18 protein-coding genes are annotated in these 23104 nt (G+C 72.2%); 13 read left to right on the top strand and 5 right to left on the bottom strand.

Features of this window, described 5'->3' with window-relative positions:
* Complete coding sequence (locus LO772_RS29270) at window positions 1-618, bottom strand: dihydrofolate reductase family protein (RefSeq protein ID WP_231775024.1); 618 nt, start codon at window positions 616-618, stop codon at window positions 1-3.
* 157 nt (window positions 619-775) lie between these two features.
* Here LO772_RS29270 and LO772_RS29275 point away from each other — a divergent pair, with 157 nt between their 5' ends.
* The 7 genes from LO772_RS29275 to LO772_RS29300 all read left to right on the top strand — a co-directional run bounded on the left by LO772_RS29275 (window position 776) and on the right by LO772_RS29300 (window position 7562).
* Complete coding sequence (locus LO772_RS29275) at window positions 776-1423, top strand: helix-turn-helix domain-containing protein (RefSeq protein ID WP_231775025.1); 648 nt, start codon at window positions 776-778, stop codon at window positions 1421-1423.
* A 147-nt stretch (window positions 1424-1570) separates the two neighbouring features.
* A complete protein-coding gene (locus LO772_RS35970) occupies window positions 1571-1693 on the top strand; it encodes a hypothetical protein (RefSeq protein WP_269453114.1) in 123 nt (40 codons plus the stop codon).
* A 280-nt stretch (window positions 1694-1973) separates the two neighbouring features.
* Window positions 1974-2684, top strand: coding sequence for a nucleotidyltransferase domain-containing protein (locus LO772_RS29280; RefSeq protein ID WP_231775026.1), 711 nt, complete (start codon window positions 1974-1976; stop codon window positions 2682-2684).
* Between the two features lie 78 nt (window positions 2685-2762).
* Window positions 2763-3632: an AAA family ATPase gene (locus LO772_RS29285; RefSeq protein ID WP_231779776.1), complete on the top strand. Its 870-nt coding sequence runs from the start codon at window positions 2763-2765 to the stop codon at window positions 3630-3632.
* 1 nt (window position 3633) lies between these two features.
* Window positions 3634-5037, top strand: coding sequence for a vWA domain-containing protein (locus tag LO772_RS29290; RefSeq protein ID WP_231775027.1), 1404 nt, complete (start codon window positions 3634-3636; stop codon window positions 5035-5037).
* Between the two features lie 162 nt (window positions 5038-5199).
* On the top strand, window positions 5200-5856 hold the full coding sequence (locus tag LO772_RS29295; protein ID WP_231775028.1) for a TetR/AcrR family transcriptional regulator: 657 nt from the start codon (window positions 5200-5202) through the stop codon (window positions 5854-5856).
* 188 nt (window positions 5857-6044) lie between these two features.
* A complete protein-coding gene (locus tag LO772_RS29300; RefSeq protein ID WP_231775029.1) occupies window positions 6045-7562 on the top strand; it encodes an MFS transporter in 1518 nt (505 codons plus the stop codon).
* Window positions 7563-7666: 104 nt separating this feature from the next.
* Here the strand turns inward: LO772_RS29300 and hrpA are convergent, their stop codons facing one another.
* The 3 genes from hrpA to LO772_RS29315 form a co-directional block, all read right to left on the bottom strand.
* Window positions 7667-11584 (bottom strand): ATP-dependent RNA helicase HrpA, encoded by a 3918-nt coding sequence (gene hrpA / locus LO772_RS29305; RefSeq protein WP_231775030.1) that lies wholly within the window; start codon window positions 11582-11584, stop codon window positions 7667-7669.
* Window positions 11585-11852: 268 nt separating this feature from the next.
* Window positions 11853-12695, bottom strand: a complete 843-nt coding sequence (locus LO772_RS29310) for a peptidase (RefSeq protein WP_231775031.1) — start codon at window positions 12693-12695, stop codon at window positions 11853-11855.
* On the bottom strand, window positions 12695-13987 hold the full coding sequence (locus LO772_RS29315; RefSeq protein ID WP_231775032.1) for a VWA domain-containing protein: 1293 nt from the start codon (window positions 13985-13987) through the stop codon (window positions 12695-12697). The genes LO772_RS29310 and LO772_RS29315 overlap by 1 nt, the downstream gene beginning before the upstream one ends.
* A 602-nt stretch (window positions 13988-14589) precedes the next feature.
* Here LO772_RS29315 and LO772_RS29320 point away from each other — a divergent pair.
* Genes LO772_RS29320 through LO772_RS29330 form a run of 3 tightly spaced genes read left to right on the top strand, consistent with a single transcriptional unit; the run spans window position 14590 to window position 17923 of the window.
* Window positions 14590-16014 carry a DUF6421 family protein gene (locus LO772_RS29320; protein WP_231775033.1) on the top strand — a complete coding sequence of 475 codons (1425 nt, stop codon included), beginning with the start codon at window positions 14590-14592 and terminating at the stop codon, window positions 16012-16014.
* On the top strand, window positions 16011-16820 hold the full coding sequence (locus LO772_RS29325) for an SDR family NAD(P)-dependent oxidoreductase (protein WP_231775034.1): 810 nt from the start codon (window positions 16011-16013) through the stop codon (window positions 16818-16820). The genes LO772_RS29320 and LO772_RS29325 overlap by 4 nt, the downstream gene beginning before the upstream one ends.
* Window positions 16805-17923, top strand: coding sequence for a threonine aldolase family protein (locus tag LO772_RS29330; RefSeq protein ID WP_231775035.1), 1119 nt, complete (start codon window positions 16805-16807; stop codon window positions 17921-17923). The genes LO772_RS29325 and LO772_RS29330 overlap by 16 nt, the downstream gene beginning before the upstream one ends.
* Window positions 17924-18008: 85 nt before the next feature.
* Here LO772_RS29330 and LO772_RS29335 read toward each other — a convergent pair whose 3' ends face one another.
* Window positions 18009-18416, bottom strand: a complete 408-nt coding sequence (locus LO772_RS29335; RefSeq protein WP_231775036.1) for a PPOX class F420-dependent oxidoreductase — start codon at window positions 18414-18416, stop codon at window positions 18009-18011.
* Between the two features lie 30 nt (window positions 18417-18446).
* Between LO772_RS29335 and LO772_RS29340 the strand changes: the two genes are divergently transcribed.
* The 3 genes from LO772_RS29340 to LO772_RS29350 all read left to right on the top strand — a co-directional run bounded on the left by LO772_RS29340 (window position 18447) and on the right by LO772_RS29350 (window position 23011).
* Window positions 18447-18854, top strand: a complete 408-nt coding sequence (locus tag LO772_RS29340; protein ID WP_231775037.1) for a DUF952 domain-containing protein — start codon at window positions 18447-18449, stop codon at window positions 18852-18854.
* A 187-nt stretch (window positions 18855-19041) separates the two neighbouring features.
* Window positions 19042-19998, top strand: a complete 957-nt coding sequence (locus tag LO772_RS29345; RefSeq protein ID WP_231775038.1) for a terpene synthase family protein — start codon at window positions 19042-19044, stop codon at window positions 19996-19998.
* Window positions 19999-20200: 202 nt separating this feature from the next.
* A complete protein-coding gene (locus LO772_RS29350) occupies window positions 20201-23011 on the top strand; it encodes a PQQ-dependent sugar dehydrogenase (RefSeq protein WP_231775039.1) in 2811 nt (936 codons plus the stop codon).
* Window positions 23012-23104: the final 93 nt, after the last annotated feature.

Raw genomic sequence — 23104 nt, forward strand, 5'->3', positions numbered from 1 at the left:
TCACCCCGAGATGTCGTAGGTCAGGTGCGTCGCCGTCGACGTCGGGACCACGCCGCGCCGCACCAGCGTGTGCGGCGCCCCGCCGGCGAACAGCGGTGTCCCGGAGCCCAGCACGACGGGGGCGAGGTGCAGCGTCAGTACGTCGACCAGTCCGGCGTCCAGTGCCGAGCCGATCGTGGCGCCGCCGCCCATCAGGACGACGTCGAGGTCCTTGCCGCGATCCGACGACGCCGCCTCGGCCCGCTCGCGCGCGGCGGTGACGGCGTCGGGCAGGCCGGTGGTGACGAACGTCCAGTCGAGGCCGCTCGTCCGCACCGACTCCGGTGGCGAGCCGGTCACGACGACGAACGCGGGTCTGCCGACCTCGCCGGCGCCGTAGCCGGTCGTGTCGTCCCAACCGTGCGGCCCGTCGACGATGTCGAAGAGGCGGCGGCCGAGGACGACGGCGCCCGAGCGGGCTGTCGCCTCGCGCAGGATCCGGCGGTCGTCGGGGTCGTCGGAGAACGCCCACGTGTGCAGGGCCTCGCCGCCGGTGCCCAGGCCGTTGTCCGGGCCCGGGTCCGGCCCGGTGACGAAGCCGTCGAGAGAGACCGAGATGTCGGCGATGATTCGCGTCATGCCAGGGCAGACCCGATCCGCCGCGCAAACTCATCGCTCCCGCACGAAGCCGGGGCGGACGCGGGCCCGACCGCGGCGGGACAGCGCCCCGACAAGGAGATTTGCCTGTGTGGCAAGAAAATTGCCTGTCAGGCCCACTTCTGCCTAGCGTGGCGGCATGTCCCGAGCGACCCCACTTTCGCACTCCGGGCCGGACCCCGATCCCGTGGCCCCCGGTCCGGCGGCTGCCGCGCCCGGCCTTGGGGAGCGGCTGAAGCGGGCGCGAGTCGGGCGGGCGCTCACGCTCGAGGACGCGGCCGGGGTCAGCGGGCTGTCCGTGGCCTACCTGTCGCGCCTGGAGAACGAACGGCGCCAGCCCTCGCTTCCCGCGCTCCTCACGCTCGCACGGGTCTACGCGACCACCGTCTCGGCGCTGCTCGGCGAGCGCGACGGCGGTGAGGAAACGATCATCCGCGCGAAGGACGCCGAACCGTTCCACGCGCACGGCTGGACGTACTGGCGTGCCGGCAGCCCCCGGCGCGGCATGCAGTCGCTGCGCGTACGCGTCCCGCCGGGCCGCGCGACCGGTCCGGCGCGCGTGCACCCCGGGGAGGAGTGGCTGTATGTCCTGGAAGGCCAGCTGCGGCTGACGCTGGACGGCGTACGCCACCTGCTCGCCCCGGGCGACGTCGCGCACTTCGACTCGTCGCTCGGCCACGTCATGGAATCCGCCGACGACCACGTGCCCGTCGAATTCCTGATGGTGCACGCCGCACCCTCGATGGTCGCCTTCACCGCCTGTCTGCCCGGACCGACCGTGCACTGACACGCCGACCACCCCGCGACCACGGCCCGAGCCACAACGCCCCGGGCCCGATCCGGCCTGCCGACCCGCGCTCCGACGCCGCCCCCCCGGCTCCGACGCCACCACCCCGACCACTCGCCGAGAACCCCCGAACCGTGAGGAGACGTCATGGCCGCGCCCGAGTCCGAGAAGAGCCGTGAGAACGGCATGTGGATCCGGCTGTCGATCTACGTGCTCGGTTTCGCCGTGATCTTCGGCACGCTGATGATCGTCGCCGCCGCCAACCGCTGACGCCGTCCGGGTCGCGTCGCCCCGCCGTCCCGGGGCCGCGGGGCGTCACGCGTCACGACCGTCCGGGCCCCGCCGACACCGCCCCCACCACCGATATCCCATGGCCGCCGCGGGCACCCGTCCCCGATACTCGTCCGGACCCCGGCGGCCCCGGCAGGCCGACATCCGCCCGGCGGTGCACGCTGAGTGAGGGCCGCCCGCGGTGGCCGCAGACCGCCCGCGCGGCGGGGACACGCGAGCCGGCGCCCGCCCGGCCGCGGCACGGAGGAGGGAGGCGCTCGTGTCCACGACACTGCTGACGGGTGTGGTCGGCTCGACCGCCTACGGCCTCGCGACCACCAGTTCCGACGAGGACCGCCTCGGCGTCTACCTCGCCGACACCGCCGATGTCCTCGGCCTGCGCGCCCCGGCGGTCCTGACCGGCTCGCGGGTCAGTACGGCGCCCGACGTGACCATGCACGAGCTGTACAAGTTCGCGACCCTCGCGCTCAAGGGCAACCCGACGGTCAGCGAACTGCTGTGGCTCGACGACTACGTGGTCGAGACCGACGGCGGGCGCGCGCTCATCGGCATCCGCGACGCGTTCCTGTCCACGCGCGCGGTGCGGTCGTCGTACGGCGGCTACGCCGTCCAGCAGTCCCGCAAGCTGCTGTCGCGCCACGAGGCCGGGCGCGGCGGCTTCTCGTCGGACGTGGCCCGGCGCACCGCCAAGCACGGCCGCCATTGCCTGCGGCTGCTGCGCCAGGCGCGCGGGCTGCTGACGACGGGCACGCTGACGATCGACATGTCCGACCAGCGCGAGGAGCTGTTCGCGGCGGGCGACCTCGCGGCGCGTGACCCGCGCGCGTTCGCGGAGCTGTTCGAAAAGGAGTTCGCCGCGATGGACGCCGTCACCTCGGTGTTGCCCGAGGCGCCGGACGTCGCGCGTGTCGAGGCCGTGGTGGTCGAACTTCGCCTGGGTGCCATTCGCGACGCGCCTACGCCCCGGTAGCATTTGACTCCGCCGAAAGGAGCACGTCGACCGCGTGTTCCGGAGCACCGCCGGGCCGAGGGAGTAGCCGTGACGTCGTTGTTCGCCTCACCGGATGATGTCCGCACCCGGCTCGCCGCCGGGAACTACCTCGCCGACGGGCACATAGCCACCACCGTCTTCCTCGCCGACGCCCTCGGCAAGCCGCTGCTCGTCGAGGGCCCCGCGGGTGTCGGCAAGACCGAGCTGGCCAAGGCCGTCGCCCAGGCCACCGGCGCGGAGCTGATCCGCCTGCAGTGCTACGAGGGCCTGGACGAGGGCCGCGCGCTGTACGAGTGGAACTACCGCAAGCAACTGCTGCGCATCCAGGCCACTCCCGAGGGGCAGGACTGGGCGGACACCCACGACGACATCTTCGGCGACGAGTTCCTGCTCGCCCGTCCGCTGCTCACCGCGATCCGCCGCACCGAGCCGACCGTGCTGCTGATCGACGAGACCGACAAGACCGACGTCGAGGTCGAGGGCCTGCTGCTGGAGGTGCTGTCGGACTTCCAGGTGACCATCCCCGAGCTGGGTACGGTCGCCGCCACGCGGCGGCCGTTCGTGGTGCTGACCTCGAACGCGACGCGCGAGCTGTCCGAGGCGCTGAAGCGTCGCTGCCTGTACCTGCACCTCGACTACCCGGCGCCGGAGCGCGAGCGCGAGATCGTCCTCGCGCAGGTTCCGGGGATCACCGAGGCGCTGGCCGAGCAACTGGTGCGCACCATCGCCACGTTGCGCGCGCTCGACCTGAAGAAGTCCCCGTCGATCGCCGAAACGCTCGACTGGGCCCGGACGTTGCTCGCGCTCCAGTCCGACGCGCTCGACGAGGAAGCCATCGCGCGCACCCTCGGCGTGGTGCTCAAGCACGTCTCCGACCAGACCCGCGCGGCCAAGGAACTGGGGCTCCCCACCGCCGAGTCGGTCTGACATGGCGCTCCTCGAACGGCATGTCGGCTTCCTCGACGCCCTGCGCGGGGCGGGCCTTCCCGTCTCGCTGGCCGAAGGCCTCGACGCCGCACGGGCGTTGACGATCCTCGACTTGGTCGACCGCGAGGCGGTCCGGGCCGCGTACGCCGCCACGCTCGTGAAGCGGCCCACCCACCGGCCGGTCTTCGACACCCTGTTCGACCTGTGGTTCCCGTCGGCGGTCGGCGACGGTGCCGGCGCGCCCAAGACCGGCGGCGACGACGACGCGGAGAGGTCGGACGCCCGGATGCTCGGGCGGCGCGGCCCCGACCCGGTGGCCGACGCCTTGCGCGCGCGGCTGTTCGACGTCCTGCTGGAGGGCGACGAGGCCGGCATGCGGCAGGTCGTCCGCGAGGCCGTCGCGGCATACGGGCGGGCTCCCGCCGGGCCGACACGGCAGACCTGGTCGGCGTACGCGGTCGGCTCGGCACTCGACCCGCGCACGCTGATGGCCTCGCTCCTGAACGCCGTGCTCGCCGGAGAGCAGCGCGGCGGCCTCGCCGAGCGCGGCGCCCGGCGCATGTTCGAGGACCGCCTCGCCGCGCTCCAGGACATGATCGTCACCGAGGTGCGCCGCCGCCTCGCGGAGGACGATTCGGCCGAGCGCGTCGCCCAGGTCGCGGTGCGCCCCCCGCTCGAACACCTCGACATCCTGCGGGCCACGCGCCGCGACATGGAGGAACTGCGGCGTGCCGTGCACCCGCTGGCACGGCGGCTGGCGACGCGGCTGACGGTCAAGCACAAGGCGGGGCGGCGCGGCCGACTCGACTTCCGGCGGACCGTGCGGGCGTCGCTGTCGACGGGCGGTGTTCCGGTGCGGACGTTCCACCGCCCGCGTCGGCCGCACAAGCCCGAGCTGGTGGTGGTGTGCGACGTCAGCGGCTCCGTCGCGGCGTTCGCGCAGTTCACGCTGCTGCTGGCGTACGCGCTGCGCGAACAGTTCTCCAAGGTCCGGGTGTTCGCGTTCATCGACAACCTCGACGAGGTGACCGACTACTTCGCGCCCGGCGCCGACATCGCCGAGGCGATGGAGGAGATGACCTCCACCGCCGACCTGGTGTGGATGAGCGGCCGGACCGACTACGGCCGCGCGATCGAACTGTTCGCCGAGCGCTACCCGGACGCCGTCGGCCCCAAGACGGCGCTGCTGGTCCTCGGCGACGCCCGCTCCAACTACGGGCAGTTGGCGCTGCCGACGCTCGCGGAACTGGTCGGCAAGGCGCGTCGCGCGCACTGGCTGAACCCCGAGCCGCGCCGGGACTGGGACAGCGGCGACTCGATGGCGTCGGCGTTCGACCGGGTCGTCCCGATGGTGGAGTGCCGCAACCTCGCCCAACTCGCGGCGTTCATCGAGGACTTGGCCTGACGGCTCGCCCGGTCGGCACGGTTGCCGCGGCGCGGCGGCTCACCCGGGGGGTACGAAACGGTTCCGTTTCGGTCGGTGCTACGCTGGCCGACGCCAGTACGAAACAGTTTCGTTCGCGCGGGTCCGCGAAAGCCCGGGGCGACGGGGGAAGAGGAGGGGTGGGTGTCCGGCGAGCAGGTCAGTGAGCAGGCGCATTCCCAGGGGAGCGCCGGCCCGTGCGCGGAAGGCCTCGCGGTCCTGCGGGCCGAGCGCCGCTCCCGCATGACGCCCGAACGCGAGGCCGAGCTGTTCGACGCCGTCATCGAGCTGCTGCGCGAAGTCGGCTACGACGCCCTGACGATGGACGCCGTCGCGGCGCGCGCCCGCACCAGCAAGGCGACCTTGTACCGGCAGTGGCAGGGCAAGCCCAAACTGGTCATGCACGCCCTGCACACCCTGAAACCGGTCTTCACCGGCACCGCCGACACGGGCTCCCTCGAAGGAGACCTGCACTGCGCGGCACGCAAACTCGCGGTCTTCGGCGAGACGGACGCCTCGCTGCTGACCTCCATGGACCACGCCATCATCGCGAACCCCGAGCTCGGCGACATGCTGCGCCACGTGGTCATCGCGCCCGAGCGCGAGGCGTTCATCGCGCTCGTGCACCGGGCCGTCGCCCGGGGCGAGCTCGACCACGTGCCGGCCTCGACCGAACACTGCGGCCCGATCCTGTTCCAGAGCGCCATGAACCGTCCCCTGTGCGAAGGCCTGCCGGCCACGGAGGAGTACCTGCTGTCCATCGTCGACACCGTCATCCTGCCGTCCCTCAGACACAGCTGACGCCCTCTCCCACCTGCGGCGTCACAAACCGGCACGCTCACGCGTCATCACCGCGTCGGGAACACGAACTTCCCGCGGCACGCACCGTCGTGAGCCCGCCGTGAAACCAGCCGGCCTGCCAGGCCGGACAACGTCTCGTCGACCGGTCCACCGGTCGGACGCCACACACCCGCACCGGGGGTACCGCCATGTCCCAAGACACACTCGACCCGTTCCGCAAACCGCCGCCACCACCGACCGCCGCCGACGACGCCCCCAAGGCGTCGAACCGGTGGTGGGTGCTGGTCGTCATCTCCCTCGCGCAACTCATGGTCGTGCTCGACGCGACCATCGTCACGGTCGCCCTGCCGGACGCCGAGAAGGCGCTCGACATGTCCGAGGCCAACCGGCAGTGGGTCGTCACCGCGTACGCGCTCACCTTCGGCGCGCTGCTCCTGCTGGGCGGCCGGATCGCCGACTTCTGGGGCCGCAAGCGGGCGTTCGTGGCCGGCATGGTCGGCTTCGCGATCGCCTCGGCCATCGGCGGCGCCGCCCAGAACGAGGCGATGCTCTTCGGCGCCCGCGCCCTCCAGGGCGTGTTCGCCGCGCTGCTCGCCCCCGCCGCGCTGGCCCTGCTGGCCGTCACCTTCACCGACGCCGCGGAGCGCGCCAAGGCCTTCGCGGTCTACGGCGGCATCTCCGCGGGCGGCTCGGCCATCGGCCTGCTCCTCGGCGGCGTCCTGACCGAGTACGCGTCGTGGCGCTGGTGCCTGCTGGTGAACGTCCCGATAGCGGTCGCCGCGATCGCCGTCGCGATGCCGCTGCTCCGCGAGAGCCGCGCCGAAGGCAACACGCGCTACGACATCCCCGGCGCGATCACCGTCACGCTGGGCCTGGCCGCGCTCGTGTACGGCTTCACCCGCGCCGCGGAGGAGAGCTGGACCGACGGCAGAACGGTCGCCATGCTGGTCGCCGGCGTCCTGCTGATCGCCGTGTTCGTCCTCATCCAGCAGCGCAGCGCCCACGCGCTGCTGCCGCTGCGCATCGTCCTCGACCGCAACCGCGGAGGTTCGCTGCTCGCGATGCTGCTGATCGGCGCCGCGTTCATCGGCTCGACGCTGTTCATGATCTATTACATGCGCCTCGTGCTCGGCTACGGCGCGGTCAAGGCCGGTGCGGGCGCGCTGGGAATAACGGTCGGTGTGTTCATCACCGCCGGAGCGTCGGCGGCGCTGCTGCCGAAGATCGGCCCGCGCATCCCCATGGTCGTCGGTGCGCTGCTGTGCGCCGGCGGGACGTTCTGGCTGACCTTCATCACCGTCGAACGCCAGTACCTCACCCACGTCCTGCCCGGCATGGTCCTCATCGGCCTGGGCCTCGGCCTGGTCTTCACCGCCGTCGCCAGCACCGCGCTGATCGGCGTCCAGGAACACGACGCGGGTGCCGCGAGCGCCCTGATCAACGCCGTCCAGCAGGTCGGCGGAGCGCTGGGCACCGCCCTGCTCAACAGCATCGCCACGACCACGATCAGCGACTACATCGCCGACAAGCAGGGCAGCGGGGGCGACCCGAACAAGATCCTCCTCGACGCCCAACTCGACGGCTACACCACGGCGTTCGCCTGGGCCGTCGTCATCATGGTGGTCGGCGCGGTCATCGCCGCCGTCCTCGTCAACGCCGGCAAGGACGCGCTGCCCCGCGAAGGCGCCGCCGTCCACGTCGGCTGACCCGTCCCGGCACACTCTCGGCCCGGACGCCCACGACATCCGTCGTGAGCGTTCGGGCCGAGAGCGGTTCTCCGGGACCCCGACGCCCCGGCTCCTCGGCGGCGTCAGGCCTCCAGCGCCTTGAGCACGCGCTTGTCGGAGACCGGGTACGGCGTGCCGAGGGACTGCGCGAAGTAGCTGACCCGCAGCTCCTCCAACATCCAGCGGACCTGGCGGAGTTCGTCGGGGAGCGGGCGTCCGGCGGGCCGGTCGGCGAGGCGGCGGGCGTACGCCTCCTGGAGGTCGGCCACCTTGAGCATGCGGTGCCGGTCGCCGTGCGGGTCGTTGGGGAGTTTCGCGAGGCGGCGTTCGATCCCGCGGAGATACCGCAGGACGTCGGGAAGGCGCCGCCAGCCGGTCTCGGCGATGAAGCCGCGGTGTACGAGGGCCGCGAGCTGGGCGCGGATGTCGGTCAGCGCCGGGACCAGGGCCAGGCTCGTCGTGCCCTTGAGCCGCACCTCGAGGGCGTGGTGCACGGTGAGGATCCGCTCGACCTTGACCACGGTGTCCTCGGTCGTCGCGGGCAGGTCGGCGCGGACCTTGTCGAGGAGTTTCGCGAACCCGTCGGCGTCCCACGCCGGTCCGCCGGCATCCGCCATGATCTTGTCGACCGCGCAGCGCACACAGTCGTCGAACATCTCGGCGATGGTGGCGTGCGGGTTGTGGCTGAGCGCGAGCTTCGCCCGGTTGGGGAGCCGCCCGGAGATGGACTTCACCGGCGAGTTGACGCCCAGCATGAGCAGGCGCCGGGTGCCCCGCCACATGGCCGCCTGCTGCTCGGCCTCGGTCTCGAACACGCGCACCGCGACGGTGTCGCCCTCGTCGACGAGCGCCGGATAGCCCTTGACGGGGTGCCCGTCGCGCGTCGACTCGAACGTGCGGCGCAGCGCCCCCAGATCGCCCCACGCCGTCAGGCCCGCGCGCTCGACGCTGTCCGCCGCGCGCGAAAGCGTCGCCTGCGAACGGGGTTTCAGGCGGATCTTCAGCTCGGCCAGGTCCTTGCCCTCGGCCAGCACCTTGCCGCGGTCGTCCTCGACCCGGAAGGTGATCCGCAGATGGTCCGGTATCCGGTCGAAGTCCCAGCTCTCCGGCGGCACCGGGATCGCCTTGAGGCGCTGCAACTCGCGCGCGAGGGCCTGGGCCAGCGGTTCCCGACGGGGCGTCATCGTCGCGAGCGCGGCCCGCGCGACGTCCGGCGCCGGAATGAAGTTGCGGCGCAGCGACTTCGGCAGCGACCGGATCAGCTCGGTCACCAACTCCTCGCGCAGGCCCCGGATCTGCCAGTCGAAGCCGTCGCGGACGACCTGCCCGAGCACGGCCAGCGGGATGTGCACGGTGACGCCGTCCGCCGCGTTGCCGGGCTCGAACTGGTAGGTCAGCGGCAGCCGCAGATCGCCCTGCGTCCAGAAGTCGGGGTAGTCGGACTCGTCGATGCCCCCGGCCCGTTCGTTGATCAGCATCGACTTCTCGAAGCTGAGCAGGTCGGGCCGCGTCCGCCGGGCCTTCTTCCACCACGCGTCGAAGTGCCGTCCGGAGACGACGTCTTGGCCGATCCGCTGGTCGTAGAACTCGAACAGCGTCTCGTCGTCGACGAGGATGTCCCGCCGCCGCGCGCGGTGTTCCAGCTCCTCGACCTCGTCGAGCAGCGCGCGGTTCTCCTTGAGGAACGTGTGGTGGGTCCGCCAGTCGCCTTCGACGAGCGCGTGCCGGATGAACAGCTCCCGTGACAGCTCGGGGTCGATGCGGCCGTAGTTGACCTTGCGCTGCGCCACGATCGGGACGCCGTACAGCGTGACGCGCTCGTACGCCATCACCGCGCCCGCCCGCTGCTCCCAGTGGGGTTCGCTGTGGTTGCGCTTGACCAGGTGCCCCGCGAGCGGTTCGATCCACTCCGGTTCGATGCGCGCGTTGACCCGGGCCCACAGCCGCGTCGTCTCCACCAACTCGGCGGACATGACCCAGCGCGGCGGCTTCCGGAACAGCGACGACCCGGGGAAGACCGCGAACCGCGTGCCGCGCGCGCCGCCGTACTCGCGCTTGGCCGCGTCGTACAGCCCGATGTGCGACAGCAGCCCGATCAGCACCGAGGTGTGGATGCGCTGCGCGTCCGCGGGCTCGTCGTTCGGGGCCGTGAGGCCCATCTGCCGTACGGTCTGGCGCAGTTGGCTGTAGACGTCCTGCCACTCGCGGATGCGCAGGTAGTTGAGGAACTCCTGCTTGCACATGCGCCGGAAGCCGGACGACGAGCGTTCCTTCTGCTGCTCCTGGAGGTAGTCCCACAGCCTGAGGTACGTCAGGAAGTCCGACCCGGCGTCCTTGTCGACGAACCGCGCGTGCTGCTGCTGCGCCTGCTCCTTCTTGTCCGCGGGGCGCTCGCGCGGGTCCTGGATCGACAGCGCGGCGGCGATCACCATGACCTCGCGCACGCAGTTGTTGCGGTCGGCCTCCAGCACCATGCGGGCCATGCGCGGGTCGACGGGCAGTTGCGCGAGCTGCCGCCCGATCGGGGTGAGGCGTTTGCGCACGTCGGGCTGCTCGGGGTCGATCGCGCCCAGCTCGTGCAGCAGGTCGACGCCGTCCTTGATGTTGCGGCGGTCCGGCGGGTCGATGAAGGGGAACGCGGCGATGTCGCCGAGCCCGATCGCGGTCATCTGGAGGATGACGGACGCGAGGTTGGTGCGCAGGATCTCCGCGTCGGTGAACGCGGGCCGGGTGAGGAAATCGTCCTCGGAGTAGAGCCGGATGCAGATGCCGTCCGACGTGCGCCCGCACCGGCCCTTGCGCTGGTTCGCCGACGCCTGCGACACCGCCTCGATCGGCAGGCGCTGCACCTTGGTGCGGTGGCTGTAGCGGGAGATCCGCGCGGTGCCGGGGTCGACGACGTACTTGATGCCCGGCACGGTCAGCGACGTCTCGGCGACGTTGGTCGCCAGGACGACGCGGCGCCCGCTGTGCGGGCGGAAGACGCGGTGCTGCTCGGCGGACGAGAGCCGGGCGTACAGCGGCAGTACCTCGGTGTGCGGGAGGTTCCGTTTGGTCAGCGCCTCGGCGGTGTCGCGGATCTCGCGCTCGCCCGACAGGAAGACCAGCACGTCGCCGGGGCCCTCGCGTTGCAGCTCCTCGACCGCGTCGATGATCCCCTGCACCTGGTCGCGGTCGTCGCCGCCGTCCTCGTGCGCGTCGTCGGCGACCAGCGGGCGGTAGCGCACCTCGACCGGGTACGTGCGCCCCGACACCTCGATGATCGGCGCGTCCCCGAAGTGCCGGGAGAACCGCTCGGGGTCGATCGTCGCCGATGTGATGACGACCTTCAGGTCGGGTCGCCGCGGCAGGAGCTGCTTGACGTACCCGAGGATGAAGTCGATGTTGAGGCTGCGTTCGTGCGCCTCGTCGATGATCAGCGTGTCGTATTGCAGCAGGTCGCGGTCGTTCTGCAGCTCGGCGAGCAGGATGCCGTCGGTCATGAGCTTGACCAGCGACTCCTCCGATACCTGGTCGTTGAACCGCACTTTGTACCCGACCGCCGACCCCAGCGGCGTCTTCAGCTCCTCCGCGATCCGGTCCGCGACCGTCCGCGCCGCCAGCCGCCGCGGCTGCGTGTGCCCGATGTGTCCGCGCACACCGCGCCCGAGTTCCAGACAGATCTTCGGAAGCTGCGTCGTCTTGCCCGATCCGGTCTCCCCGGCGACGATCACCACCTGGTGGTCGCGGATCGCCGCGAGGATGTCGTCCTTCTTCTGCGACACCGGAAGCTGCTCGGGGTACGAGATCTCCGGCCGCGCCTCTCGCCGCGACGCCGCCTTGAACTCGGCCTTCTCGACCTCCGCCGCGAGCTCGACGGCTATCGCCGCCCGCTTCTCGCCTCCGCGCACACGCGAGGCCCCGTCGATCCGCCGCGCCAACCGACGCTCGTCACGCAGGGTCACACCGGACAGTCGAGCCCGCAGATCGGCGAGCGAGGCGGGGGAAGGCGCGGTATCCATATCGCGGTCAAGGATAGGCGGGTGACCGGGGTGGCCCACCAGCGGATATTCCGCTGTATGGCGCACGCTCCGCGCCCGTGGCGTCGCGGGCGCCGGTCGCGCGTCCGTCGGGGGCGCGTCCGTGGCGTCAGTGCGACGCGCGACCCCGGCACGCGCGATGCGGGCGTCGCCGTGCGCCGCGGCCGCGGCGATCCGCGGAGGGAAACGCCCCGGCCCGGGACCGTGTGCGGTCCCGGGCCGGGGCGTTTCGGTGTCGTCGTCCGCCGCGTCAGCGGAACCAGCGGCGGGGGTGGCGGGTGAAGAGGTAGCCGCCGATGCCGAGGAGCATGGCGACGAGGGCGCCGGCGGTGGTCCAGACCCAGCGGCCCGTGGTGCCCGACAGCCAGGCGTCATCGTCGTCGAAGCCCGCGAGGCTGACCTTGCGGGTCTCGGCGACCTGGCCGGGCTGGAGGGGTTGGCCGCCGCCGGTGATCGGGACGAGCGGGGCCTTGAGCGCGTCGTCCTGGCCCGCGTCGGGGCCGACGTCGCCGCCGCCCTTCGCGGACAGTTCCAGCTTGACCTGGAGCCGGAGGCCGACGTCGCCCTCGGCGAGGTCGGTCGCCGCGACGCGGACGTAGTAGGTGCCCGGCAGCGGGTCCGAGGACCACGCCTCCGACCACGGCCGGATCGTCCGCGGGCCGCACTCGACGGTGAGCTGGTTCTCGGACGGCTGCGCGGCGGCCTGCGGGTGCCCGGTGGCGCACGGCTGGTGGCGGCGCAGCCCGTCGAACACGTCGACACGCCAGCTCATCGGGGCCGTGCGCGTGTTGCTCGGCAGCGTCAGCGTCACCTTCGCGCTGACGTCCTGGCCGGCCAGCGCCGGGAACGACCAGTACATGTACTCGCCGGTCGACGCCGTCGTGGTCGTGGAGGTCTCGGCCTCCATCTTCCCGGCGGTCAGGAACGACGTTCCCGGCAGCACGCTGTTGGCGAACGTGCTGTTGCCGGAGCTGTCCGACGGGTCCGTCGCCGCGGCGGCCGGTGCCGCCGAGCCCAGCGCGAGGGCCGCGCCGAGTGCGGTCAAGGCCGCGGCGACACGCGCCCGGCGGGTGGTTCGAGTGGATCCGCGCATCACACGGCCCTCCGCATTCCCGCGATGAGGCGGACGAGCCAGCCGAACAGCAGGCCGCCCACGAGGCCGACGCCGGCCAGCACGCCGATGAAGATCCAGCCGCGGCCGAGGCCGTGCGTGTCGGACGCCTGGGCGTCGGACGCCTTCACCAGGTCGACCAGCAGTTCGAGCGGCATGCCCGGCTCACGCGGCACGGAGGCGTTCGCGTTGAACGCCGTGCTCACCATGAGGCACGTGGTCTTGGCGTCCTTCGGCTGCGGATCGTCGTCGCCCTTCTTGGGCAGCGAGTAGCGCAGGCCCGCCGACTGGCCGTCCACGCGACCGCTTCCGGCGTCGGTATAGCGGGCGAGGTCGCGGCCGTCCTCGGTCACCGCGGTGATCGTGGCGTCGTAGTCGCGCGCGACGGCCCGGTCTATGCCGACCGTCGCGGACGCGCGCAGCTCCTGTCCCGGCAACTGCGGGACCTTGTACCAGAGGTGCTGCTCGAAGACGATGCGGTCGGCGTACACGCCCGGGCCCAGGAGCGGCGCGTCGGCGCAGCCGTTCGGGCTGCCCTTGACCGTCGTCGGGATGGTGACCTCTTCGGCCTTGACCACGGCACGGTCCACCAACTGCGTGACGCGCTGGGAGAGTTCCTGCGCGGTGTTGGCGGAGGTGTACGTACCGCCGGTCGCCTCGGCGATACAGGTCAGCTGGCGGCGGGTCTTCTCGTCCGGCACGAGGCCGAGGGTGTCGATGACGAGGTTGAGGCCCTGCGCGGCCAGCTGCCGTGCGACGTCGCACGGGTTGGGCGGCGCGCAGGAGTCCTCGCCGTCGGTGATGAGGATGATGCGACGGCTGCCCTGTTCGTTGCCGAGGTCGTTGGCGGCCTCCTGGAGCGCCAGGGCGATCGGCGTCCATCCGGTGGTCGGGGTCTGGGCGGCGACCGCCGCCTTCATCGCCACCTTGTTGGGCGCGCCGACCGGCGCGAGCTGCGCGGTCTCCCGGCAGCCCGCCGTCTTGTTGTCGCCGGGGTTGCCCTGGCCGAGGACCCGCAGGCCGACCAGCGCGTCGTTCGGCAGCGAGTCGAGGATTTCGTTGAACGCCTTCTTCGCCGCCGAGATGCGTGTCTCGCCGCCCGCGTCGTTCTGGTTCATCGAACCGCTGAGGTCCAGGACCAGATCCACCTTGGGCGGCGGTGTGTTGCTCGGGCCGTTGTCCGGGTCGGCGACGGCGGGGGTCGCCCCGCCGAGCGCCGCGGCCACGAGCAGGGCGCCCATGCCCGCCGCGATCCGTCGCTTCGTTGATGTCATCACGGGGCAGGATCCTACGGAGGGTCAGGACCCTGCCGCAGGACGGCAGATCGATCCGGCGCACCGCGAAATTGGGTTGATCGCACCGAATATGCCCTCTTTTCCCGGCGAACTCCCGGGCCCCGCGCGCATATCCGCCGCAGCCAAACGCCAGGCAGCCGTCGGCCCCGGCCCGGCCCCGTTCCGCCCGGCCGCGCCGCCGCCTCGGCCGAGCACCCGCGAGCGCATGTCCGCCGCCCTGCCGCCCACGCCCGGCCCGGTCGCGCGCCGCCTCCGGCCCCTCCGGCCTTCTGCCCCGGCCCGGCCCCGTTCCGCCCGGCCGCGCCGCCGCCCCGGCCGAGCACCCGCGACCGCATGTCCGCCGCCCTGCCGCCCACGCCCGGCCCGGTCGCGCGCCGCCTCCGGCCCCTCCGGCCTTCGGCCCGGTCGGTCGCCGTCGCGGCGCCCCGGCTGCGCCGGAAGCGCGGCAAGGACGGGATAATTTGTTGCCGTGTAACAAAATGACAGGAAAATTTACGCATGTATGATGGCTTGCCGAGATAATCGTCCGTTCCTGTCAATAGGTGCGCGGCAACGCCCGCACCGCGTGAATGCGAGGGGTCATGGCAACGAAAGCTCCTGTGCGCTCCACGCGCGTGGCGTCCGCGGCCGGCACCCACGGCACCGCGACACCCGCGACACCCACCGCGCCCGACACGCCCCCGGGCACCGCCGCGGCGCACCCCGAGTGGCCCGCCCTCAAGGCCGCCGTCGCCGAGCTGCGCACGCTCCAGTCGGCCGACGGCTCGATCGACGCCTCGGCCCACGACCTCGCGCACGCCCGCCGGCTCGTCGCCGACATCCGCGCGTCGGTCGGCGCGTTCGCGGCCGTCCTGCCGCACGACGCCGGCTATCTCGCCGCCGTCTCCCACGACTTCGAGCGCTGGGCCGAATCCGGTTTCGGCGTACCGGACTTCCTGGACGCCCTGCTCGCGTTCCGCCCCGAACTCGACCGCACCGACGGCCGCGAGCACCTGGTCGTGTTCCCGATGTACACGCAGAACGGCAACCCCCACCGCAACATCGAGGCCGTCCTGCTGCGCGTCGTCTGGCCCGACCCGATCGCCGAGCTGGAGGCGACGGCGTACGACAACGCCATGTTCGTACCGCTCGCGTTCACCGACTTCACCGCCGGCTACGACACCGACTCGGCGGTGCTGTTCCCCGAGACCATCGCGGTGCGCGAGGTCCCGCGCTTCACCTGGGGCGGCATCTTCTGCGACCGCGAGGCCGCGCGCTTCCGCCGGGTGACCGCCGCCGCGGCCGAATGCCTCCACCTGGACCTGCCGGACGAGGCCCGCACGCTCGTCGACCGGCAGCAGGCCGCGCAGGACGCCTTCGTGCTGTGGGACCTCGTCCACGACCGCACGCACATGCGCGGCCACCTTCCGTTCGACCCGTTCATGGTCAAGCAGCGCATGCCGTACTGGATGTACGCGCTCGAGGAGCTGCGCTGCGACCTCACCGCGTTCCGCGAGGCCGTGCGCCTGGAGAGGCAGGGCACCGAGGCGGCCCGCCACGTGCAGTACGCGATCGTGTTCGACCGGTTGTTCCGCTTCCCCGTCACCGGCGACCGCGTCCGCAACTACGACGGCCTCGGCGGGCAGCTGCTCTTCGCGTACCTGCACCGCGACGGCGTCCTGCGCTGGCACGACGGTGCGCTCACGCTCGACTGGAGGAGGCTGCCGGGCGCGGTGATCGCGCTCGGCGACGAGGTCGACGAGCTGTACCGGCAGGGCGTCAACCGCTCGCGCCTCGCGCACTGGCTGGCCGCGTACGAGCTGGTGTCCTCGTATGTGCCGCCGCACCCGGGCTCGACGTGGGCGAAGGGCCCCGACGCCCTGCCGCTCGACGGCCCGCCCAAGCACCTGGTGGACGCGGTCATGCCGGACGAGTTCCCGCTCAACATGTTCTACGAGGGCCTGCGGCGTAGGCTCACGGACGTGATCGCTTCGACTCGGGGCATTGTGGGAGGTTCCGTTCGATGACCCCGGAGAAGACGCCGCAAACGCCCCGGCCGCCGCAGACGACCCCTCGGACGGCCCCCGACGACGCCGGTACGCTGCCGGAGGGCTCCGTCATCGTGGTGGCGGGAGCCGGCGGCCCCGCCGGGCAGGCCGCCGTCGCCCGGCTCGGCCGCGCGGGCGCGATCATCGAGGCCGCCGACGCCGACGAGAAGCGCCTGGCCGACGCCGTCGCCCTCGCCCCGCCCGGCCGGGCCCACGGGCGCGTCGTCGACCTGTCCGGCCCCACCGCGACCCGTGCCTGGGCCGAGGACGTCGAACGCCGCCACGGCCGCGTCGACGGCGTCGTCCACCTCGTGGGCGGGTGGCGCGGCGGCAAGGAGTTCGGCGACAACACCGCCGACGACTGGGCGTTGCTCCACAACCTGCTGATCCGCACCGCGCAGAACACGTCGCTCGCCTTCCACGACGCCCTCGCCCGCGCCCCGCGTGGCCGCTTCGTCCTGGTCTCCGCGACCGCCGCGGCCCGCCCGACCGCGGGCAACGCCGGGTACGCCGCCGCCAAGGCCGCCGCCGAGGCGTGGACGCTCGCGATGGCCGACTCGTTCCGCCGGATCCGCGCCGAATCGGCCCCGACCGAGGCCGCCGACGGCCCGGCCGCCGCCATCCTCGTGGTCAAGGCCCTCGTCTGGCCCGCGCTGCGCACCGAACGCCCCGACGCGAAATTCCCCGGCTACACCGACGTCGCCGACCTCGCCGACGAGATCGCGACCCTGTGGAGCCGCCCGACCGACGACGTGAACGGAAGGCGCCTGTGCCCGACGCAGTAACCCCCGGCCCCACCCCCGAGACCGGCGACGCCCCGGGCCCCGGCCCGACCGCCGCGCGGCGCCGCCACGACCCCGCGTCGCGCGGATTCGCCAGCGACAACTATGCCGGCGTCCACCCCGAAGTGCTCGCCGCGATCGCGCTGGCCAACGACGGGCACCAGGTCGCGTACGGCGAGGACGCCTACAGCGCGCACCTGGACGAGGTCTTCCGGGCGCACTTCGGGCCGCGGGCCCGCGCGTACCCGGTCTTCAACGGCACCGGGGCCAACGTCGTCGCGCTCCAGGCGGTGACCGAGCGCTGGGAGTCGGTGATCTGCGCCGAGTCCGCGCACATCCACGTCGACGAGTGCGGCGCCCCCGAGAAGGTCGGCGGCCTCAAACTCCTCACCGTGCCCACCGAGGACGGCCGCCTGACACCGGAGCTGATCGACCGTCAGGCGTGGGGGTGGGGCGACCAGCACCGTGCGCAGCCGCGCGTGGTCTCGCTGGCGCAGAGCACCGAACTCGGCACGGTCTACGGTCCCGAGGAGATCGCGGCGATCTGCCGGCACGCGCACGACCACGGCATGCTCGTCCACCTCGACGGTGCCCGCCTCGCCAACGCGGCGGCGGCGCTGGGGTGTTCGCTCGGCGCCCTGACCACCGACGCGGGTGTCGACATCCTGTCGTACGGCGGCACCAAGAACGGGCTGATGTTCGGCGAGGCCGTCGTGGTGCTCAACCCGGACGCGGTGCGCGGCATCGAGTACGTGCGCAAGCTCTCGATGCAGCTGGCGTCCAAGATGCGGTTCATCGCGGTGCAGTTCGAGGCGCTCCTCGCCGGCGACCTGTGGCTGCGCAACGCCGCGCACGCCAACGCCATGGCCGCCCGTCTCGCGGAGGCCGTACGCGGCATCCCCGGTGTCGAACTCAGCCATCCCGTACGGTCCAACGCGGTCTTCGCGGTGCTGCCCGCCGAGGTCACCGCGCGGCTGCAGAAGCGGTTCCGGTTCTATACGTGGGACGAGGCCACCGGCGAGGTCCGCTGGATGACCGCGTTCGACACCACGGAGGACGACATCGACGCGTTCGCCGCCGCGATCCGCGAGGAAGCGGCGGGGTGAGCGCCCGCGGGTGACCGGCACCCGCGCGGGACGTGATCAGGGGACGGGGCCACTGGGGCCCGTCCCCCGACGCGTGCCGGACGCCTCACCCCGTCGGGGTCAGCTCCAGGCCGATCGTCGCGGTCCTGCCGCGGCGCAGCACGCTGCCCTGGACGGTCAGCCAGCCCGTGACGCCGTACTTCTTCTTGATGAGGGACCGCACGCGCTCCGCGTCGGAGGGATCGTCCAGGACACGGCCGGCGCCCGCGACGCCGGGGCCCAGCGGCGCGCCCTTGAAGGTGCACTCGGCCAACTCGACGCGCGGATCGCGCCGCAGCCGGCGCACCTTCGCGGTCGTGGCCCGCGTCCACACCACCAGGGCGCCGCCGTCGCGGGCGACCCACACGGGAGTGGGCACGGTGCTGCCGTCCTTGCGGTAGGTGGTCAGGAGCAGGAACTTCGCCGCACCGAGGCGTGCCAGCGCGCGCTCGGTCTCCGCAGGGTCGAAAGCCATGGTCTGAACCATACGCCGTACGCTCGGCACATGGACCCTTCGGTGATCTACAAACTGCTGCCCGCCGAGGAGTGGGAAATTGCTGAATCCGCAGGGGTGTTCGTGGGGTCCGCGATCGATGTCCGCGACGGGTTCATCCACTTCTCGACGGCCGCGCAGGCGCCGGAGACGGCGCGTCGGCACTTCGCCGGGCGGACGGGGCTGACGCTGCTCGCGGTCGCCACCGCGCCGCTCGGTGACGCGCTGCGGTGGGAGCCGTCGCGCGGCGGAGAGCTTTTTCCCCACTTGTACGCCGATCTGCCGGTGGACGCCGTCGTCGGGTCGGCCGAACTCCCGGACGCGGCACGGCCCGACGCGGTCGGCGACGACGGCGGACCGGGAGCCGGCGCGGGGGAGGACATCGCGCGCGCGGTCGCCGACGCCATCGCTCGATGGTGACGCGGCGGCACGACGCCTTCGCATGACGAACCGGTATGGCAGTTGTGGCAGTTCTGCACAAAACCAAGACCACGGATTCGCGCCCGGGTGAGCCAAACGAGTGGTTTCCGAGATCCGGTGGTTTGGGTCGCCGACTCCCGTGGGAGGGCATGCCCATGATTCAGCCCATGCGCCCGGAGCGCTGACCGTGCCACGGGGCGACATCGCGTCGCTGATCGCCGCGGCCACGGCCCACGCCGACTCGCGCTGCCCGCGCGCCGCCACCCATCCCGACACCGCGTCCGTCGCGGCCGAGGCCCGTGCGTGGGCCCGCGGCGGCGGCCTGCACCCGGCCGAGCCCGGCGGGCCGGTCGACCTGGTGAACCCGGTCCTCCCGGTCGCCGAGGCGATGCGCGACGCGCCGACGCACGCGCTGCGGATCACCGGGTTCTTCGCCACCTGGCTCGCCGCGTTCGCCGAACACGGCACGAGAACCGGCTGGGACCCGGCGTACGGCGCCTCCCTGGCCGGCATCCTCGGCGGCGCGCGCACCACACCCGACGCGCTGCACTTCACCCTGGCCGACCTCGCGGACCGCATCACCGCCGCGGGCGGCGCCGCGCTGCTGCCCGAGCTGGCCGGCGCCCTGACCCGGCACACCGCCGCCGCACGCCGCGAGCACGACTGGGTCACCCGCGATGTGACGCCCACGCTCACCGAGTTCCTCGACAACCGTGTGGACCGCACCGCCGTTCCGATGCTGATCGTGCCGCAGCGGCTCGATCCGGCGCTCGGCCGGCCCGACGCGCCGACCGCGCCCGGCGTACCGCAACTCGCGGAACTGGCGGGGCTGCTCACGGGCGTCGACGAGGACCTGATCGGGTTCCGGGCCGCCGTGGCGACCGGTGCGCGGATGACACTCGTGCCGGTCCTCATGCGCGAGTACGGACACTCCGTTCCCGCCGCGTTCCAGAGCGCGACCGTGTTGTTCGGCGCGTGGAAGACCCAACTCGACCACGGCGTGGGGGTGTTCGAGCGGGAACCCGACGGCCCCGAGGCCGCGGCGGCGGTCCGGCAGGCGCGCGCCCTCGTCGACTGGGTCGCCGCGCTGCACCACCACCACGCCGACCTGCACGTCCGGCACCGGGCCGTAGCCGTCGGTTGACCGCGGGTCGACCGGCCCGTGACCGACCGTTGACGCGGCGCGGCGGAGAGAGCCGACTTGATCACTAAACGACATGACGCCGACACGTTGCGCGGTTGGCAGTAAAAAATAGGGAAAGCAACCCAACCTCAGGCCAAGGGCAAACGTCAAACACGACAACGTATATTTTCCGTTGTTCTGCCTGGGGGCCCTTTTCATGCTTGTGAGTCCCGCAAGACGTCCCAGGAACATCTTCTGGACGTTCCTGCTCGCCGCACTGCTCGCGATACCCATCGCGGTGATCCAGGGCAGCGGCCGAGCCTCCGCCGCACCCGCACTGCCGGCGGGGTTCCAACTGCGCGACATGCCGTCCGGGCAAAGCGAGTTGCTGACCGACTTCGCCTGGACCCCGGACGGCGGCTACTTCACCACCGGCAAGAACGGCCGCGTCGCGTGGGTCTCCGCGGCCGGCGTCGCACGCACCGTCGCCCAACTGCCCGTCGAGACGGAACAGGACCTCGGTCTCGTCGGCCTCGCCGTCGCCCACGACTACACGACCTCGCGCACGGTCTACATCACGCGTGTGGTCACCATCAACGGCGTCTGGCACCTGCGCCTGGAGTCCTGGAAGGTCACCGGGACCGGTGAACCGACCGGACTCGACAACTCGGTGATCATCATCGACCTCGTCGCCAACTCGAACTCCCACGCCATCACCACCGTCATCGCCGCCGACGACGGAACACTGTGGGTGTCGATCGGGGACAGCGCCGACTACCGGTTCGTCGACGCGCTCGCGTTCCGCTCGCAGGACCTCAACACCGGCTACGGCAAGATCCTGCACCTGTACCCGGACGGCCGGGGCGTGCCGGGCAACCCGTTCTACTCCGCGGCCGACCCGAACTCGTGGCGCAGCCGCGTCTACGCGTACGGCTTCCGCAGCCCGTTCCGCTTCAGCCTCGACCCCACCACCGGCGCGCCGATCCAGGGCGACGTCGGCTACAACACGTGGGAGGAGGTCGACATCGTCCGCCCCGGCTCCAACTACGGCTGGCCCTGCTGGGAAGGCGCCACCCGGACGCCGGGCTACCGCGACCTGGACGCGTGCAAGGGCGTCGGAACGGCCGAGCCGCTGTGGACGTACCAGCACGGCACGATGGGCACGTCGGTGACCGGCGGCGTCGTCTACACGGGCAGCTCGTACCCCGAGGCGTACCGCGGCGCCTACTTCTTCGGCGACTACTCGTCCGGGCGCCTCTACACGCTGCGCTACGACACCGCGGGCAACCTCACCCGCGCCCCCGAGCCGAACGGCTTCGGGACCGGGATCGGCGGGCCCGTGAAGTTCTCCACCGCCGTCAACGGCGACATCGTCTACGCGGACATCGGCGGTGCCAAGCTGCGCCGCCTCGTCTACGCGCCGGGCAACCGGCCGCCGACCGCGAAGGCCACCACGACCACCGACGCGGCGACCCGGACCGTCACCTTCGACGGCGGCTCGTCCACCGACCTCGACGGCGACGCGCTCACCTATGAATGGGACTTCGGCGACGGGACGTCGGCGACGGGCATGCGCGTCAGCCACCAGTACGCGGCGCCCGGCACCGAGCCCCTCACCGCGCGGCTGACCGTACGCGACGCCGCGGGGGCGACCGGCACGGCCGACATCGTCGTGGTGCCGGCCAACAACGCTCCCGAACTGACGCTGACCACGCCCCCGGCCGGGACCGTGTTCAAGGTCGGGGAGCCGGTCCACCTCACCGCGACCGCGCAGGACGCCGAGGACGGGCCGCTGACCGTGACCTGGTCGTCGGTGATCCTGCACTGCAGCGGGCCGTACTGCCACGAGCACCCGGGGACCTCGTTCGACGGCGGCACCTACGACGTGCCGTTCACCGACCACGGCGACAACACCAGCCTCGTGCTGACCGCGTCGGCGAGGGACGAGCACGGCGTGGTCGCGAGCGCGACGTACACCGCCAAGCCGAAACTGCGCACGCTGGAGATCGCGGGCGCCACCCCGGCCGCGGTGACCGTCAACGCGGTCGCGGTGCGCAGTGTGCCGATCACCGTCGGGGCGACCGTCACGGTCATAGCCCCCGAGGTCGCCGTGGACGGTGTCGCGACCTTCGCGTCGTGGACCGACGGGGCGCCTCGCGCACGGGAGTTGGTGATGCCGGACAACGACCTCACGCTGACGACCACGTACCTGACGCCGATCGACCGCCGGTACCAGGGCGACGGGCAGTTCCGGACGCAGCTCGGCGCTCCGACCGGCCCGGAGACCGGTGACGCGGCGCTGCGCTACCGGGACTTCGCGGGCGGGCGCGCGTACTGGACGCCCGCGACCGGGGTGCACGAGGTACACGGCGGGATCCTCACCGACTACCTCGCCTACGGCGGCCACGTCGCGTTCGGCGCGCCGACCACGGACGAGACCGCGACTCCCGACGGCGTGGGGCGGTTCAACCACTTCGCGGGCACGGTCGCGAGCGGGCTCGCGTCGTCGTACTGGTCGCCCAACACCGGGGCGCACATGATCTACGGCGACATCCGCACGGTGTGGTCGAACCTCGGGTGGGAGCTGGGGCCGCACGGTTACCCGACGACCGACGAACTGCCCACCGCCAACGGGGTCGGCCGCTACAACAACTTCCAAAACGGCGCGATCTACTGGAAGTTCGGGCCGGGGGCGCACAGCGTGTACGGGACGATCTTCGACCGGTACGCCGCGCTCGGCTGGGACAGCAGCGTGCTGGGCTTCCCGACCACCAACGAGACGGCCACGCCGTACGGGGCCGGGCGGTACAACCACTTCGAGTACGGGTCCATCTACTGGTCGTCGTCCACCGGCGCCCACGAGGTGTACGGCTCGATACGGGACCGCTGGTCGGCGCTGGGCTGGGAGCTGTCGTACCTCGGCTACCCGACCAGCGGCGAGTTCGCCATACCGGGCGGGCGGCGCTCCAACTTCCAGTACGGCTACATCGAGTTCAACGCGGCCACCGGCGCCGTGGTGGACCGGAGGTACTGAGGCCGGTCGGCTGACCGGACGCGTGTGACGGCGGGACGGTGTGGGGCGGTGTACGCCGCCCCCGCCGTCCCGCCGTCCCTTCTTGCGGGTGCC

This window comes from Yinghuangia sp. ASG 101, from assembly GCF_021165735.1.
Taxonomy (GTDB): Bacteria; Actinomycetota; Actinomycetes; order Streptomycetales; family Streptomycetaceae; genus Yinghuangia.